Genomic DNA, 15,574 nt, shown 5'->3' with positions numbered 1-15,574 from the left:
TTATTTCTAATTATATGATAAAAAGGGAAATATTTCATCTGGACTATAAGTATTCTAACTATTTCGACTGTGAATATTTCCAAGCTTGTCCGTATAAGCTAAAATAAGGTATATAGTATTTTGGTGATTATGTAATAAGAAGATAAACACGTAAGGGTGATATAATATGTGGCGGAAGCTTACCATTATTGTAGTGTTACTTTGTTTAGCGGGATATGCAGCTTATGAACAGTTTGGTAAAGAGGATCAAGTAATGCAAGAAAAGCCTGCCAAAAGTGAAGCTGCTATGAAAGAGATTTTCGCAAGGAACGGTATTGAAATTGGAAAGAGCGCACCAGATTTTGAATTAGCAAAGATAGATGGAACGAATGTAAAGTTATCCAATTTAAAAGGAAAGAAAGTTATTTTAAACTTTTGGGCAACGTGGTGTGGGCCTTGTCAGCAAGAAATGCCTGATATGGAGGCCTTTTATAAAGAACATAAAGAAAACGTAGAAATTTTAGCTATAAACTATACTCCTTCAGAAAAAGGAGGGGGAGAAGAAAAGGTAAGGAACTTCGCTAAAGAAAAAGGAATTACTTTTCCTATTTTATTGGACAAGAACATTGATGTGACAACAGCGTATAAAGTAATTACCATTCCAACTTCTTATTTTATTGATACAGAAGGTGTCATTCAAGATAAGTTCATTGGACCGATGACGCAAAAAGAGATGGAGAAACGGATTGCTAAATTAAAATAACGGTGAAAAGGTAGAGGTGGAAAGTTACCATTTCTGCCTTTTCTTTTTCACGTAGTGATAGCAGCATGTTATGATAAAAGAAATATAAACGTTTAGAGGTAAAGGAGTGTTTGGAGTGGGGAATATATCCTTACCGTTAGATTATGTTGTAATTGATTTTGAAACAACAGGATTTAACCCTTATAATGATAAAATTATTCAAGTCGCAGCAGTGAAATATCATAATCATGAACTAGTAGATCAATTTGTTTCCTATGTGAATCCAGAGCGTTCAATTCCGGACCGAATAACGAGTTTAACAGGTATTACAAATTATCGTGTTTCAGATGCACCGACGATTGAAGAAGTATTACCTTTATTTTTAGCATTTTTACATACAAATGTTATTGTCGCTCATAATGCATCTTTTGATATGCGTTTTTTAAAAAGTAATGTAAATATGCTTGGACTACCTGAGCCTAAAAATAACGTTATTGATACTGTGTTTTTAGCGAAAAAATATATGAAGCATGCGCCTAATCATAAACTTGAAACGTTAAAACGAATGCTTGGAATTCGATTAAGTTCTCATAATGCATTTGACGACTGTATTACGTGTGCGGCTGTTTATCAAAAATGTGCAGCGGTTGAAGAAGAAGGAAAAAGAAAAGCGAATAAGGAAGTACTTGATGAAACAGCGGTATTTGAAGCAGTAAAAGAAATGCTTGTACGAAATAAACGTGATATTGAGTGGATTCGTTGTATGAATGTTGGGAGTTATTTAGATATAAAAGCCTTTTACCCAATTATAAGGTTAAAGGTCAAAGGGCGAAAGAAATATGTGTTAACAGAAAAAATGGAAGACGATGTAAGAGAAATTTGTACGAGCTTAACACACGAGGCAGCATTGAAAAGTGAGATTGGCAACACGAGAATTATGATTGACAGTGTAGAGGACATTTTGAAGCTAGAGAGCTACATTGTAGCAGAATACGATTCTGTATTACGAGCGCTGGATGAGTATAGAGCAAATAAAGTAAATGCGGATGAAGAAATTAAAAAATATTTAAATACGATGGTGTAAAAAATCCCATGTGCAATATATGCGCATGGGATTTTTTATCAAAACATAAAATTTTCTTACAAATCTGATTAAAGAGTTTTTCATTTGCTCATACTATGTAATAAGAAAGCGTAGAAGAAAGGGTGAGCAACATGAGAAGAAGTCGCCGTAGATCGTTTGAAGAACTTGTAAATGAAAATAAACAACAATTATTAAGCGATCGTGATGCAATGGATCGAATTGAAAAACGAATTGAAAAACGTTATGAAATGAAACTTTTTAAGCAGGCTGAATAATTCTTAACACTAGTACGATACTAGTGTTAAGGAGGCGATAGTAATGGGTAATCCGAAAAAGAATTCAAAAGACTTTGCACCAAATCAAATTGGAACACAATCGAAAAAAGCTGGTGGCAACAAAGGAAAGCAAATGCAAGACCAAACTGGCAAACAACCAATTGTTGATAACGGTTAAAAAAAGGAGAATGTCATCATTCTCCTTTTTGTGTGTTTGGATAATATTATAAAAATATTTAAAAAGCTGACTTTCGTCAGCCTTTTTTCGTAATTGTAAAGTTTTCAACGAGTAAACGCCAATTTTGTGGGAATGGTAGACCGATCTTCCAGTAACTAATACCGCCAATGCCTTGTTCTTTCATTAAATTGAATTTACTTTGAATAGACCTCGAATCTTCAAACCAAACCTCGTGTTGTACGCCGTTTTCATCAAAGTAATTAAAATGTGGAGCTTGGGCTGTGAAATCATAGCGGATAGGAACATTGTATTTACGAGCAAGTGCAACAGCTGCGACAGAGCTAACTGCTTTTGCGGGTGGGTTCCCTTGTTTGAAAGGGAGTTTCCAATCAAATCCATATAAATTTTGCCCCATCATAATTTTTTGTGGGGGCATTTGAGATTTTGCATATTGAAGTACTTCTTTTACAGGACCAATAGGGGAAATCGCCATCGGTGGTCCACCTTGCCAACCCCAGTCGTATGTCATAATGACGACGAAATCAACAATTTGTCCTTGTGCTTTATAATCGTGAGCCTCAAAAAATTTCCCTTTTTGATTTGAGCTCGTTTTCGGTACAAGTGTTGTACTTAATGTGTACCCGCTAGGTAATCGTGTTTTCACATTTCGTAAAAAACGATTATACGCTTCGCGATCTTCAGGTGCCACACTCTCGAAATCGAAATGAATGTCTCGCATGCCATATTTTTCAGCTGTTTGCAAAATGTTAGTAATAAACTTGTTTTGAATTGTTGCATCGCGTAAAATAACCGAGGTCAGATCGGCACTGAAATTTCCATTTTCAATATTTGTAATAACGAGCATAGGGATGGTGTTACCTTGCGTTGCAATATTAGCGATTTTCGCTGTTTCCGTCGGTTCTTTTAAAGTGCCGTCTCTTTTTGCTTCAAAGCTGAAGTAGGCTAAATATGTTAAAAATGGATTAATAGCACGTGTAGCATTTACTAAACTTTCTTTTATCGGTATTGTTGAAGGCTGTAAATAAGCAATGGATTCTACTGCTCGTTTTGTTCCTTTCGGTATATATAATTGCTGTCCGACATGGAGAATAGATTTTAATGAAAGGTTATTAACTTTAGCTAAACTGGCGAGAGGGACGTTATACGTTTGAGAAATTCGATAAAGGCTGTCACCTGGCTGTACATAATAATTATTGCCTTTTGTATTAACGATAAGTGCCTGACCAACAACGAGTGTTTCAGCTGGATTTAGTCCATTGTCTTTTACAATTTCTTCAGGTGTAGATCCGTACTTTGATGCTAAACCATAAACACTATCACCGCTACGAACAGTTACAATTTGGATCATGTGCTTGCCCCTTTCGGTAAAAGATTCACTGTTTTTATTTTATTTTTGATTCCTCTGTATTATGATTAAATGTATGCAAGGTAGCAGAAGTGAAAGAAGGCGAATAGAAATGTTTGTAGCAGAACATGAAGTTGAAATCCGCTATGCGGAAACAGACCAGATGGGTGTTGTTTACCATTCAAACTATTTAGTGTGGCTAGAACTTGGGCGCACTAAACTTATACAAGAATTAGGATTTTCATATGTTGAAATGGAGAAAGAGGGAATTATTTCTCCTGTATTAGACTTGCAAATTTCATATCGTAAAGCGATGCGTTACGGAGAAAAAGCTATTGTGAAAACGTGGGTTGATACTGTGAGCCCGCTCCGCGTTGTATATGGATATGAAATTTATAATGGTGATGGCGAACTTTGTATTACTGCAAGCACGACGAATATTTGTGCGAAAAAAGAAGGGTTCCGCCCTGTATCATTTAAAAAATTATATCCTGAGTGGTATGCGAAATATGAGGAAATTAAAAAGAAATAAAGTGAAACTTTAATCAGTGGGGGTCTTACTACCCGCAAATAGCGGGATAAAAAAAGCGTGGCAGAAGCCACGCTTTTTTATTTTTCATAATTAAATTGAGGGAAATCATCACCGTCGTTAAGTGTAACTAATAAATTATGTCCATCGAAGAACCACTCATCATCGCCTTCAATAAAGAAGTTAATACCTTCTTCTTGAGTTTGAACAGCAGGGTGCGCAGGGTCATCTTTACGAATACCTAAAGAAAGTCCTTTTTGCACAGTACTGCAACCGCCGTATTGTACGAAAAGGCGGATTGTTTCACCCGATTGTAAGTTTAATTCGTTTTTATACCATTGTGCTGCTTCTTTTGTTACGGAAAGATTCATGTATAGTTCCTCCAAATTATGTTGCTTTTTCTTTTAGTATAAAAAATAACGCAAAAAGACGCTATTAATATGCTTCACGTTTTCTTTTTGCGTTATGTGGGTTACGATCTTATTTTTGCTTTTTTGAAAAGTTTGCTTTTGGTTCAGTTTTATTTATAATTCGTCCGATATTTGCACGGTGTTTATAAATAACCATACCTGCTAATAAACACATCGCAATAATGAAGATTTTATCCCCGCTAACAATGGATGCAATAACAGCAACGACAGCTGTTATCATAGAAGAAAGTGATACGTATCTTGTTGTAAATAAAAGGCTGAAAAAGACAACAGCTAATATTGCAAAAACAACTGGTGAATAGCATAATAGCACCCCAGCAGAAGTTGCAACTGCTTTCCCCCCGCGGAATTTTGCGAAGATCGGATAGACATGTCCAAGAACAGCGGCTAATCCAAACCATAGTGGGTGAATATCTGACCCGAAAATAATCGGTAGACCTGTTGCTAATGTACCTTTTAAAATGTCAGCAATTGTTACGATAAAACCTGCTTTTTTCCCTAATGTACGGAATGTATTTGTTCCGCCTAGATTACCGCTTCCATGCTCACGAATGTCGATTCCATAACCAATTTTTCCAACGACTAATGCAAATGGAATCGAACCGAGTAGATAGGCAACGATAAATAAAAGATATGTAATAACCATGAGTTCATTCTCCTTTATACAAATGTGTTGATAAAGGGTAAAAAGAGTTTTTCCCATTTATTGTACCATACATTTGTAAAGAGCACATTTCTTTTTTATAAATGAAAAAGTCATTAATTTTTAAAAAAACTTTCACAGGAATGTTACATTTTTCACAGGAACAGAAGAACTATATGTTGTATGATTTTAATCAAAAGACAACAACATGTTGGTGGAGGGTTATGAATGTTGAAACAAAATTTACGTGGAGAAGAATTAATGAAAGTATTTGAGACAATTATCCACGGTAATGAACAAGATTTAATGCAGGAAAATGCAAATGTAGATGGTCGATCTCCAATGGGAGTAATGGGAACGTTCGCATCTGAGAGCGCAAAGTATTATGCAGTAGAAAAATTATTATCAGATCAAGTGAAAAAAGCGATAGATCAAAATATATTATATCCACATGATTTAGATTTTTATGCAACAGGAACGACGACTTGTTCGCAAATTCCGTTAGCGCAAATGCTAGCTAACGGTTTTCATACTGGACATGGACATATGAGACAACCGCAAGACATTAAAAGTGCGTTGGCGCTTTCTTCAATTATTTTTCAGGCGAATCAAAATATGCAGCACGGTGGTCAATCGTTTGCACTCTTTGATATTGATTTAGCTCCATATGTGAGAAAAACAGTAAAGAGACATAAAAAACGACTACAGTCATATCCGCTTACGAAAGAACAAATAGAGGAATTTGCATGGAAAGAGACAGAAAATGATACGTATCAGGCGTGTGAGGCTTTCGTTCATAATTCAAATAGTATGCATAGTAGGGGTGGGGGGCAAGTACCATTTATTTCCATTAACTACGGAACAGACACATCGAAAGAGGGAAGACTTTTAATTAAGCAACTTTTAAAAGCGACGCAAGCTGGACTTGGTAAAGGGGAAACACCGATTTTTCCTATTCAAATTTTCAAAATGAAAAAAGGCGTGAACTTTGAAGAGTGTGATCCGAACTATGATTTATTTGAATTAGCGTTAGAAACGACCGCTGAGCGATTATTCCCTAACTTTTCGTTTTTAGATGCTCCGTTTAATGCTGTGCATTATGATGGTCGACCTGAAAGTGAAGTATGTTATATGGGGTGCCGTACTCGTGTTATGTCTAATATACATGGGGAAGAAACAGCAATTGGAAGAGGGAATTTATCGTTTACTTCTATTAATTTAGTGAAATTAGCGCTAATTAGTGGTTCAAAAGAAGCGTTTTTTGAAGCTCTAAGTTATTATTTAGATTTAGGCGTTAAGCAATTATTAGAGAGATTTGCTTATCAATGTACAAAGAGAGCAAGAGATTTTCAGTTCTTATATTCACAAGGTGTATGGCGTGGTGGAGAGACGTTACAACCTGAAGATGCTGTGGCACCGATTTTAAAACAAGGGACGTTAAGTCTTGGTTTTATCGGTCTTGCAGAATGTTTAGTAGCGTTAACTGGAAAGCATCATGGAGAAAATGAAGAATCGTGGAAGCTTGGATATGAAATTATTTCCTTTATGAGAGAGAGAATGGATAAGGTGATGGAAGAACATCAACTCAATTTCTCTGTAATTGCAACGCCAGCAGAAGGGTTATCAGGAAAGTTTGTGAAAAAAGATAGAGAAGAATTTGGTGTAATTAGCGGTGTGACAAATCATAATTATTATACAAATTCGTTCCATGTACCGGTGTATTACAATATTCAAGCGATAGATAAAATTCGATTAGAAGGACCGTTCCACGCTCTTTGTAATGGCGGACATATTACGTACATTGAACTAGATGGTGCAGCTGTGCATAATCAAAAAGCGTTAAAGCAAATTGTACAAGCGATGGCGCAGTACGGAGTGGGGTACGGTTCAATTAACCATCCTGTTGATCGTTGTAAGTGCTGTAGTTATCATGGCATTATCGGGAATGAATGTCCGAGTTGCGGGAATGAAGATGAGAATGAAATAGAAAGAATTCGCCGCATAACAGGATATCTTGTTGGAGATATGTCAAAGTGGAATAGCGCGAAACGTAGTGAAGAGATGGATCGGGTGAAGCATAAATGAAAGTTATGAATATCATTCATGATAGTGTAGTAGATGGAGAAGGATTGCGGACAGTCGTGTTTTTTGCGGGCTGTCCGCATCGTTGTATCGGTTGCCATAATCCGCAATCATGGAATGTTTGCAATGGAACTGAAATGACGGTAGAAGAAATTGTGAAAGAGATTGAAAAAAATTCATTAACCGATGTAACATTTTCAGGCGGAGATCCATTTTTTCAAGCTGCTGAAGTGAAAAAAGTAGCAAAAGCAGTGAAGGATTTGAGAAAAAATCTATGGATTTATACAGGTTACAGGTTAGAAGAGATACAGAGTGCTCAAAATAATGATATGATAGAATTGTTACATTATGGGGATGTTTTGGTCGATGGAAGATTTGAACTTGATAAAAAAGATTTAACACTTCCATTTCGCGGAAGCTCCAATCAACGTATAATTCGATTGAAAGAGTAAAAAGGCGGGATAGGTTATATGAATAAAACAGTATTACTTGTTGAAGATGAAAGAAGATTACGTGAAATTGTTAGTGATTATTTTCGTAATGAAGGCTTTGAAGTAATCGAAGCGGAAGATGGAAAAAAAGCGCTAGAATTATTTGCTGAACATACAATTGATTTAATTATGTTAGATATTATGTTACCAGAAATAGATGGTTGGTCTGTTTGTAGACGAATTAGAAAAGAGTCAGCGGTACCAATTATTATGCTGACAGCACGTTCTGATGAGGATGATACATTACTAGGCTTTGAACTAGGTGCAGATGAGTATGTAACAAAACCTTTTAGTCCGAAAGTGTTAGTAGCTCGTGCAAAGACGTTATTGAAACGTGCGGATGGAGCGGTAGGAGTATCAGAAGAAAATACTATGTCTTTAGCTGGAATAGAAGTAAATCGACTATCTAGAACAGTTTTAGTAGATGGTGAAGAAATTATATTGACACATAAGGAGTTTGAACTTCTTGTTTATTTAATGGAGAACAAAGGAATTGTGTTGTCACGTCAACATTTATTAGATCAGTTATGGGGATATGATTACTACGGTGATGACCGAACGGTTGATACACATATTAAAAAACTGCGAAATAAGCTAGGAGATAAGGCGAGGCATATCGGCACTGTTATTCGAGTAGGTTACAAATTCGAAGAATAACCTTTAAGTTACTATGCATCCCGGCTTTGGGATATAGCAAATTTACACTCTCCTTTGTAGGTGGAATGTACAAAAAATACTTTTCTTGTCTACAATGGTAGATAGGAGTATTTTTTTAATTGGATTTCACGATGAGTTCACAAGAAGGACACAAAATGTGACTATACTGAAAGTACGAATTCACCAGGGAGGGGAAATAAAACATGGGATATTACGACGGACCGAATTTGAATGAAGAGCATAGTGAAACGAGAGAAGTGAAAAAATCAGGTAGTAAAAAAGGATATTTTTTCACAGGTTTAGTTGGAGCTGTAGTCGGGGCGGTTTCGATTAGTTTTGCAGCACCGTACATGCCATGGGTGCAAAATAATGATGCAGCTGTTTCGTCATTCAATTCTAATAAACAAGTAGAAGGAACTGTAGTTCCAGTTGTAAATAAAGCGAAAAATGAAACTGATTTACCGGGAATGATCGAAGGCGCGAAGGATGTTGTTGTAGGTGTTATTAATATGCAACAAAGTGTTGATCCATTTGCAATGCAACCGACAGGCCAAGAGCAACAAGCTGGCTCAGGATCAGGTGTTATTTATAAAAAAGCAGGAAATAAAGCGTATATTGTAACGAACAACCATGTAGTAGATGGAGCAAATAAACTTGCTGTAAAACTAAGTGATGGTAAAAAGGTAGATGCAAAGCTTGTAGGGAAAGACCCTTGGTTAGATTTAGCGGTTGTAGAAATTGATGGATCTAATGTAAATAAAGTTGCCACTTTAGGTGATTCAAGTAAACTTCGTGCGGGTGAAAAAGCGATTGCAATCGGTAACCCACTAGGGTTTGATGGAAGTGTAACAGAAGGTATTATTAGTAGCAAAGAACGTGAAATTCCAGTAGATATTGATGGCGATAAGCGTGCAGATTGGAATGCTCAAGTTATTCAAACAGATGCAGCGATTAACCCAGGTAATAGTGGTGGTGCGTTATTTAACCAAAACGGTGAAATAATTGGGATTAATTCAAGTAAAATTGCACAACAAGAAGTTGAAGGAATTGGATTTGCTATTCCAATTAATATTGCAAAGCCAGTTATTGAATCCCTTGAAAAAGACGGAGTAGTGAAGCGTCCAGCTCTTGGAGTAGGTGTCGTTTCATTAGAAGATGTGCAAGCTTATGCAGTAAATCAATTAAAGGTGCCAAAAGAAGTAACAAATGGAGTTGTATTAGGTAAAATCTATCCAATATCACCAGCGGAAAAAGCTGGTTTAGAGCAATATGATATAGTAGTAGCGTTAGATGATCAAAAAGTAGAGAATTCACTTCAATTCCGTAAATATTTATATGAAAAGAAAAAAGTAGGCGAGAAAGTAGAAGTTACATTCTACCGAAACGGTCAAAAAATGACGAAAACAGCTACATTAGCAGATAATTCAGCTACAAAGAATCAATAATCGGAATAAAAGAAAGTCTCTTTCATGTTGAAAGAGACTTTCTTTATCGGATATACTAAAGGAATAGGAGGGATAAATTATGATAATTGAAAACCCAACTCGTACGGAAATTGGTGAAGTATTAAAGAAAAGTAAAACGATTGCAGTTGTTGGATTATCAGATAAGCCAGAACGCACATCGTATATGGTTTCAAAAGCAATGCAAGATGCTGGGTACCGCATTATTCCAGTAAATCCAACAGTAGATGAAGTACTCGGAGAAAAGGCAGTTTCTTCACTGACGGATATTAAAGAACATGTTGATATTGTAAATGTGTTTCGTCGCTCAGAATTTTTAAAGGATGTTGCGAAAGAGTTTGTAGAGATTGATGCAGATGTTTTCTGGGCACAATTAGGAGTACAAGATGAAGATACATATAAACTTTTACAAGAAAAAGGCTACACAGTAATAATGGATCGTTGCATTAAAGTAGAGCATGTAATGACAAAATAGTATAGATTTTAAAGATAGAAAGATTGATTCAGCCCTCACTTTTTACATAAGTAGGGCGGATGAACGAGGTGTTCATCATGAGATTTTTTAAAGGCTGTTTTTGGGGATTGTTACTTGTTATCCCATTTTGGATATTGATCATTTGGATCATGATAAAGGTTTGGAATGTATAATGTTGGAATACATATCCATTTCTCGTTGACAAACGATTATTTTTCTGAAATAGTAGCCTAGAGGAATCCTTGTGAAAAAAAACAAGGATTTTTCTATTGAAAATAGTATATAAAAGAGATAAGATAACTTGCCAAAACTATAGTCGAGGCGTTATTCTATAATAGAAACATATGTTCTGATTTGATTAGGAAAGGGGCAAGGAGTTTGGTGAAGCATCAGTTCCAATATAATGAAGATGCAATTCAAGTGTTAGAAGGACTTGAAGCCGTTCGAAAACGCCCGGGTATGTATATCGGGAGTACGGATAGCCGTGGATTGCATCATTTAGTATATGAAATAGTAGATAACTCCGTTGATGAAGCATTAGCGGGATTTGGCGACGAAATTTCTGTCGTAATACATAAAGATAATAGTATTAGCGTAATTGATAAAGGGCGAGGAATGCCTACGGGAATGCATAAGCTTGGAAAGCCGACACCTGAAGTTATTTTAACTGTACTTCATGCTGGTGGTAAGTTTGGCCAAGGAGGCTATAAAACGAGTGGTGGTTTACACGGTGTTGGGGCATCAGTTGTAAACGCCTTATCAGAATGGCTAGTAGTAACGATTAAGCGAGATGGTAGCATTTATGAACAACGCTTTGAAAATGGTGGTACTCCTGCAACGACGTTAGAGAAAATCGGGAAAACGAAAGAGTCTGGTACAACGATGCACTTCAAACCAGATACAACTATTTTCAGCACAACAAATTATAATTATGAAACATTATGTGAGAGATTACGTGAATCTGCATTCTTATTAAAAGGAATGAAAATCTCGATAAAAGATGAACGTAATGATTTAGAAGATGTGTTTCATTATGAAACAGGAATTGAGGCTTTCGTTTCATACTTAAACGAAGAGAAAGATTCGATTCATTCAGTTGTATATTTCTCGGGTGAGCAAAATGGAATTGAAGCAGAGTTAGCGTTTCAGTTTAATGATGGTTACTCAGAAAACATTCTTTCGTTTGTAAATAATGTACGTACAAAAGACGGTGGTACACACGAAGCTGGATTTAAAACAGCAATGACACGTGTGTTCAATGAGTATGCTCGTAAAGTTTCTTTATTAAAAGAAAAAGACAAAAATTTAGAGGGTACAGATATTCGAGAAGGATTAGCTTCGATCGTTTCTGTACGTGTACCAGAAGACGTACTCCAGTTTGAAGGGCAAACGAAAGGGAAACTAGGTACAAGTGAAGCTCGTTCTTCAATTGATGCAATTGTATCTGAGCATTTAGCTTACTTTTTAGAAGAAAACCCGGATGTAGCTACACTTCTTGTGAGAAAGGCAATTAAAGCAGCACAAGCACGTGAGGCTGCTCGTAAAGCGAGAGAAGAAGCGCGTACTGGTAAGAAGAAGAAAAAATCAGAAGGTACTTTAAGCGGGAAGTTAACACCTGCACAATCACGTAATCCTCAGAAAAACGAATTGTATTTAGTAGAGGGTGACTCGGCTGGTGGTTCAGCAAAGCAAGGGCGAGATCGTCGTTTCCAAGCGGTACTACCATTACGTGGTAAAGTAATTAACACGGAAAAAGCAAAGCTTGCTGATATTTTTAAGAACGAAGAGATCAATACGATTATTTACGCAATTGGCGGTGGCGTAGGGAATGAGTTCGCTGTTGAAGATATTAACTACGATAAAGTTGTTATTATGACCGATGCAGATACGGATGGAGCACATATTCAAGTGTTACTACTGACGTTCTTCTACCGTTATATGAAACCACTTATTGAAGCTGGTAAAGTATTTATCGCACTTCCACCTTTATATAAAGTAAGTAAAGGAAAAGGGAAAAGTGAAGTAATTGAATATGCATGGTCTGATGAAGAATTGGGTGATGTAACGAAAAAGGTCGGTAAAGGCTACATGTTGCAGCGCTATAAAGGACTTGGCGAAATGAATGCCGATCAATTATGGGAAACAACGATGAACCCTGAAACACGTACGTTAATCCGTGTGAAAATTGACGATGCATCAAGAGCTGAGCGCCGAGTTACGACATTGATGGGGGATAAAGTAGAACCTCGCCGTAAATGGATTGAGCGTAATGTACAATTTGGTATGCAAGAAGAAGGAAATATTTTAGAAAATGAAATGATTATGGAGACGGAGGTGGAATAACATGCAGGCAGAGAAGTTTCATGACCTCCCGCTTGAAGACGTGTTAGGTGACCGCTTTGCACGTTATAGTAAATATATTATTCAAGACCGCGCGCTTCCAGATGCGCGTGACGGTTTAAAACCGGTACAAAGACGTATTTTATATTCTATGTATGTAGAAGGAAACGTACATGATAAAGCGTTTCGTAAATCAGCTAAAACAGTAGGTAATGTTATCGGTAATTATCATCCACATGGTGATTCCTCTGTATATGAGGCGATGGTCCGTTTAAGTCAAACTTGGAAAGTACGTAATGTTTTAGTTGAAATGCACGGAAATAACGGTAGTGTTGATGGGGATCCAGCAGCGGCAATGCGTTATACGGAAGCACGTTTATCACCAATCGCATCTGAGTTATTACGTGATCTTGATAAAGAAACAGTAGAATTCGTGTCAAACTTTGATGATACGAGTGAAGAACCTATTGTATTACCGGCAATGTTCCCGAACTTATTAGTGAACGGATCTACAGGGATTTCCGCTGGTTATGCAACAGAAATTCCACCGCATCATCTTGGAGAAGTAATTGATGCTACAATTATGCGTATCGATCAACCGAATAGTTCTGTGGAGGACTTGTTAACAGTTATTAAAGGACCAGATTTCCCTACAGGTGGTATTATACAAGGGATAGATGGCATTAAAAAAGCGTATGAAACAGGTAAAGGTAAAATTATTATTCGCGGAAAAGCAGAGGTTGAAACGATTCGTGGCGGGAAGCAACAAATCGTTATTACAGAAATTCCGTACGAAGTAAATAAAGCGAATCTTGTTAAGAAAATGGATGAATTACGTATAGATAAAAAGCTAGATGGAATTGCTGAAGTACGTGATGAGACAGATCGTACAGGTCTTCGTATCGTTGTAGAATTAAAAAAAGAAGCGAATGCTGAAGGTATTTTAAATTATTTATATAAAAATACAGATTTACAAATTCCATACAACTTTAATATGGTAGCGATAAATAATCGTCGTCCGACACTTATGACATTACCTAAGATTTTGGATGCATATATTGGACATCAGAAAGAAGTTGTTACAAGACGCTCACAATATGAATTAAGAAAAGCAGAAAATCGTCAGCATATTGTAGAAGGTTTAAAGAAAGCATTATCAATTTTAGATGAAGTGATTGAAACGATCCGTGGGTCTAAAGATAAGCGTAATGCGAAAGATAATTTAAGTGCGAAATTTGGATTTACAGAGGCGCAGTCAGAAGCAATTGTTTCACTGCAATTATATCGTTTAACAAATACAGATATTACAGCGCTAGAGCAAGAAGCAGCGGAACTTAGTAAGAAAATTATAGAGTTACAGTCAATTTTACAAAGTGAAAAAAGACTTTTTCAAGTTATTAAAACAGATTTGAAGAGAGTAAAGAAAACATATAGTGATAATCGCCGTGCGATAATTGAAGAGGAAATTGAAGAAATTAAAATCGATGTGGAAGTTATGATTCCGCAAGAAGATGTCATCGTTACTGTAACGAAAGAAGGCTATGTGAAACGAACAGGTTGGCGTTCGCATAATGCATCGAACGGGAAATACTTCGGTATGAAAGAGGGTGACATCTTACTTGAGCGTTTCGATACAAACACGACAGAAACCGTTCTTTTATTTACGAACAAAGGAAATTATATTTATCTTCCTGTGTATGAAATGCCAGAAATTCGTTGGAAAGATTTAGGTCAACACGTTGCGAATCTTGTTTCACTCGAGCGAGATGAATCGTTAATTTGGGCAACAGTCGTACCGAATTTTGAAGAAGAAAAACGATTTATCGTATTTGTTACACGAAACGGTATGATTAAGAAAACAGAATTAAACCAATATAAAGTGCAGCGTTATTCACGGGCATTCGTTGCTGTAAACTTGAAAAAAGATGATGAAGTTGTTGATATATTTGCGACAGATGGGACAAGTGATATTGTTCTTGCAACACATGGTGCATATGCACTTGTATTCAATGAAGAAGAAGTAAGTCCAGTTGGTGTCAGAGCAGCTGGTGTGAAAGCAATTAATTTAAAAGAAGATGACTATGTTGCTTCTGGTAAACCGTTAAATGGTGAAAAAGATCAACTTATTCTCGTTACGCAGCGAGGTGCTGTGAAACGTATAAAGGCATCGGCAATTGAGAAATCAACGAGGGCGAAGCGAGGCCTTGTAATTTTTAAAGAGTTAAAACGTAATCCGTACCGCATTGTCGGTATTGAAATTGTTCGAGATGATGAATTAGTTTACATGAAGACAGAGAAACACATTGTAGAAGAAATTGATCCGAAAGCGTTTCGAAATAAAGACCGGTATAGTAATGGTAGTTTAGTACTAGATGTTAATGATACTGGTGAAGTAATTGAAACGTGGACAAAGAAAAGAACGGAATAAAGTGAAACTTTAATCAGTGGTTTTTTTTCCATCCCCCACTGATTATTAGCCTTCACCAATCGGGCTTTTACGGGCAGTTGGTCTCCCGCCTAACTTCCCTCGCATTCGCCTTATTTTGAGGTGGGAGTCTTACTGCGCGTTAATGCGGGATAAAGGGAGCATCTTGCTATGAATGATAGCAAGATGCTTTTTTCTAAGCAAATCATTATGTATATAAAAATAATCTTGTTATAATAATGAAATGAAATCGTTCTCATAAAGTGAAACTTTAATCAGTGGGAATTTTCTTTATCCCCACTGATTATTAGTTGAACCAATCGGGCTTTTACGAGCAGTTGATTCCTCACCTAATTTCTTTGCTTTCGCTGAATTTTGAGTTAGGAATCTTACTGCCCGTTAAAGCGGGACAAA

The 15,574-nt window shown here is 36.6% G+C and carries 15 protein-coding genes; 12 read left to right on the top strand and 3 right to left on the bottom strand.

The genetic code is table 11. The annotated features are described in order from the left end of the window. The first annotated feature begins 166 nt into the window (after window positions 1–166). The 4 genes from MHH59_RS17925 to sspN all read left to right on the top strand — a co-directional run bounded on the left by MHH59_RS17925 (window position 167) and on the right by sspN (window position 2,258). Entirely contained in the window at window positions 167–742 is a 576-nt protein-coding gene (locus MHH59_RS17925; protein ID WP_002128499.1) for a TlpA family protein disulfide reductase, read from the top strand. A 115-nt stretch (window positions 743–857) separates the two neighbouring features. Then, window positions 858–1,805 (top strand): 3'-5' exonuclease, encoded by a 948-nt coding sequence (locus MHH59_RS17920; RefSeq protein WP_002167838.1) that lies wholly within the window; start codon window positions 858–860, stop codon window positions 1,803–1,805. Window positions 1,806–1,936: 131 nt separating this feature from the next. Beyond that, window positions 1,937–2,080, top strand: coding sequence for an FbpB family small basic protein (locus MHH59_RS17915; protein ID WP_002014298.1), 144 nt, complete (start codon window positions 1,937–1,939; stop codon window positions 2,078–2,080). A gap of 43 nt (window positions 2,081–2,123) precedes the next feature. Beyond that, window positions 2,124–2,258, top strand: coding sequence for an acid-soluble spore protein SspN (sspN, locus tag MHH59_RS17910; protein ID WP_000527988.1), 135 nt, complete (start codon window positions 2,124–2,126; stop codon window positions 2,256–2,258). Between the two features lie 76 nt (window positions 2,259–2,334). Here sspN and MHH59_RS17905 read toward each other — a convergent pair whose 3' ends face one another. Next, complete coding sequence (locus MHH59_RS17905; RefSeq protein ID WP_002066644.1) at window positions 2,335–3,627, bottom strand: glycosyl hydrolase family 18 protein; 1,293 nt, start codon at window positions 3,625–3,627, stop codon at window positions 2,335–2,337. Window positions 3,628–3,736: 109 nt separating this feature from the next. Between MHH59_RS17905 and MHH59_RS17900 the strand changes: the two genes are divergently transcribed. Further along, a complete protein-coding gene (locus MHH59_RS17900; RefSeq protein WP_002128497.1) occupies window positions 3,737–4,156 on the top strand; it encodes an acyl-CoA thioesterase in 420 nt (139 codons plus the stop codon). Between the two features lie 77 nt (window positions 4,157–4,233). On the opposite strand, the gene MHH59_RS17895 is transcribed toward MHH59_RS17900, so the two are convergent. Together MHH59_RS17895 and plsY are read right to left on the bottom strand one after the other, a co-directional pair. Next, a complete protein-coding gene (locus MHH59_RS17895) occupies window positions 4,234–4,524 on the bottom strand; it encodes a HesB/YadR/YfhF family protein (protein WP_002033558.1) in 291 nt (96 codons plus the stop codon). Between the two features lie 109 nt (window positions 4,525–4,633). Beyond that, window positions 4,634–5,230, bottom strand: coding sequence for a glycerol-3-phosphate 1-O-acyltransferase PlsY (gene plsY / locus MHH59_RS17890; protein ID WP_002014306.1), 597 nt, complete (start codon window positions 5,228–5,230; stop codon window positions 4,634–4,636). Between the two features lie 225 nt (window positions 5,231–5,455). On the opposite strand from plsY, the gene MHH59_RS17885 reads away from it, so the two are divergent. The 7 genes from MHH59_RS17885 to parC all read left to right on the top strand — a co-directional run bounded on the left by MHH59_RS17885 (window position 5,456) and on the right by parC (window position 15,163). After that, window positions 5,456–7,312: an anaerobic ribonucleoside triphosphate reductase gene (locus MHH59_RS17885; RefSeq protein WP_340852008.1), complete on the top strand. Its 1,857-nt coding sequence runs from the start codon at window positions 5,456–5,458 to the stop codon at window positions 7,310–7,312. Next, window positions 7,309–7,761, top strand: a complete 453-nt coding sequence (nrdG, locus tag MHH59_RS17880; RefSeq protein ID WP_002185180.1) for an anaerobic ribonucleoside-triphosphate reductase activating protein — start codon at window positions 7,309–7,311, stop codon at window positions 7,759–7,761. Before MHH59_RS17885 ends, nrdG begins: the two co-directional genes overlap by 4 nt. 18 nt (window positions 7,762–7,779) lie before the next feature. Beyond that, entirely contained in the window at window positions 7,780–8,457 is a 678-nt protein-coding gene (locus tag MHH59_RS17875) for a response regulator transcription factor (RefSeq protein ID WP_002185181.1), read from the top strand. 203 nt (window positions 8,458–8,660) lie between these two features. Further along, window positions 8,661–9,902, top strand: coding sequence for a S1C family serine protease (locus MHH59_RS17870; protein ID WP_002185182.1), 1,242 nt, complete (start codon window positions 8,661–8,663; stop codon window positions 9,900–9,902). A gap of 79 nt (window positions 9,903–9,981) precedes the next feature. After that, window positions 9,982–10,395 carry a CoA-binding protein gene (locus MHH59_RS17865; protein ID WP_002014313.1) on the top strand — a complete coding sequence of 138 codons (414 nt, stop codon included), beginning with the start codon at window positions 9,982–9,984 and terminating at the stop codon, window positions 10,393–10,395. A gap of 378 nt (window positions 10,396–10,773) precedes the next feature. Beyond that, entirely contained in the window at window positions 10,774–12,738 is a 1,965-nt protein-coding gene (gene parE / locus MHH59_RS17860; protein ID WP_340852002.1) for a DNA topoisomerase IV subunit B, read from the top strand. Window position 12,739: 1 nt separating this feature from the next. Further along, a complete protein-coding gene (parC, locus tag MHH59_RS17855; RefSeq protein ID WP_340852000.1) occupies window positions 12,740–15,163 on the top strand; it encodes a DNA topoisomerase IV subunit A in 2,424 nt (807 codons plus the stop codon). Window positions 15,164–15,574 lie beyond the last annotated feature (411 nt).

It is taken from the genome of Bacillus sp. FSL E2-0195, assembly GCF_038003645.1.
Taxonomy (GTDB): Bacteria; Bacillota; Bacilli; order Bacillales; family Bacillaceae_G; genus Bacillus_A; species Bacillus_A mycoides.
This window is presented reverse-complemented; position numbering and strand designations above follow the sequence as displayed.

Coding starts and splice junctions, on each gene's coding strand:
- MHH59_RS17925 (WP_002128499.1), top strand. CDS start 167: ATGTGGCGGAAGCTTACCATTATTGTAGTGTTACTTTGTTTAGCGGGA.
- MHH59_RS17915 (WP_002014298.1), top strand. CDS start 1,937: ATGAGAAGAAGTCGCCGTAGATCGTTTGAAGAACTTGTAAATGAAAAT.
- sspN (WP_000527988.1), top strand. CDS start 2,124: ATGGGTAATCCGAAAAAGAATTCAAAAGACTTTGCACCAAATCAAATT.
- MHH59_RS17905 (WP_002066644.1), bottom strand. CDS start 3,627: ATGATCCAAATTGTAACTGTTCGTAGCGGTGATAGTGTTTATGGTTTA.
- MHH59_RS17900 (WP_002128497.1), top strand. CDS start 3,737: ATGTTTGTAGCAGAACATGAAGTTGAAATCCGCTATGCGGAAACAGAC.
- MHH59_RS17895 (WP_002033558.1), bottom strand. CDS start 4,524: ATGAATCTTTCCGTAACAAAAGAAGCAGCACAATGGTATAAAAACGAA.
- plsY (WP_002014306.1), bottom strand. CDS start 5,230: ATGGTTATTACATATCTTTTATTTATCGTTGCCTATCTACTCGGTTCG.
- MHH59_RS17885 (WP_340852008.1), top strand. CDS start 5,456: ATGTTGAAACAAAATTTACGTGGAGAAGAATTAATGAAAGTATTTGAG.
- nrdG (WP_002185180.1), top strand. CDS start 7,309: ATGAAAGTTATGAATATCATTCATGATAGTGTAGTAGATGGAGAAGGA.
- MHH59_RS17875 (WP_002185181.1), top strand. CDS start 7,780: ATGAATAAAACAGTATTACTTGTTGAAGATGAAAGAAGATTACGTGAA.
- MHH59_RS17870 (WP_002185182.1), top strand. CDS start 8,661: ATGGGATATTACGACGGACCGAATTTGAATGAAGAGCATAGTGAAACG.
- MHH59_RS17865 (WP_002014313.1), top strand. CDS start 9,982: ATGATAATTGAAAACCCAACTCGTACGGAAATTGGTGAAGTATTAAAG.
- parC (WP_340852000.1), top strand. CDS start 12,740: ATGCAGGCAGAGAAGTTTCATGACCTCCCGCTTGAAGACGTGTTAGGT.